Annotated in this window: 1 protein-coding gene; it reads left to right on the top strand. The window is 64.8% G+C overall.

All coding sequences use genetic code 11. The annotated features are described in order from the left end of the window. Positions 1-252 (top strand): DUF736 domain-containing protein (locus tag EN991_RS39150; RefSeq protein WP_164769811.1); only part of this gene is annotated, 252 nt, incomplete at its 5' end. Positions 253-537 lie beyond the last annotated feature (285 nt).

Here is a 537-nt window from a genome sequence, read left to right as displayed (position 1 = left end):
AAGCTTGCCATCCTGCCCGCCGAGAAGTCGGATGCCGAGAACGCGCCGGACCACCGCGTCTTCTGCGAAGGCATGGAGATCGGTGCGGCGTGGGAGCGTACCGGCGAGAAGGCTGGCAACTACCTCTCCGTCTCCATCGATGATCCGTCCTTCACGCAGCCGATCCGCGCCAACCTGTTTCAGTCCGATGCCGAGAAAAGTGTCTGGGCTTTGCACTGGAGCCGCCCGTCGAAGCGCGACGAGCGAGGTTGATCGGATGCGCCGACTGCGCGGCACCCAACCTTTCGCGTCAAACCCTTTGATCGATCAAGCGCTGGTCAAACCCCTCGACCCGATCGCCTGTCAGGCGGCTGCCGCGCGCAGCGAAGGTCAAGGGCGGCCGGACGCTTGCCAATCGCTACGGACGCTCATCGCCCAGCAATTTGCGGCAAGCAAGTCCGGCCGGCGAAGCCTTGCCCTTGACGGGAGCGAGCACAGTGGCAGGCTGCAGGCGCGTCGGGATCGTGGTGCATGTGCTGTCATCCGACGAGGCGTGAC

The sequence above is a fragment of the Mesorhizobium sp. M7A.F.Ca.US.005.03.2.1 genome (assembly GCF_003997795.1).
Classification (GTDB): domain Bacteria; phylum Pseudomonadota; class Alphaproteobacteria; order Rhizobiales; family Rhizobiaceae; genus Mesorhizobium; species Mesorhizobium ciceri.
Note: the sequence above shows the minus strand (reverse complement) of the source record. Positions and strands in the feature narration are given on the sequence as shown.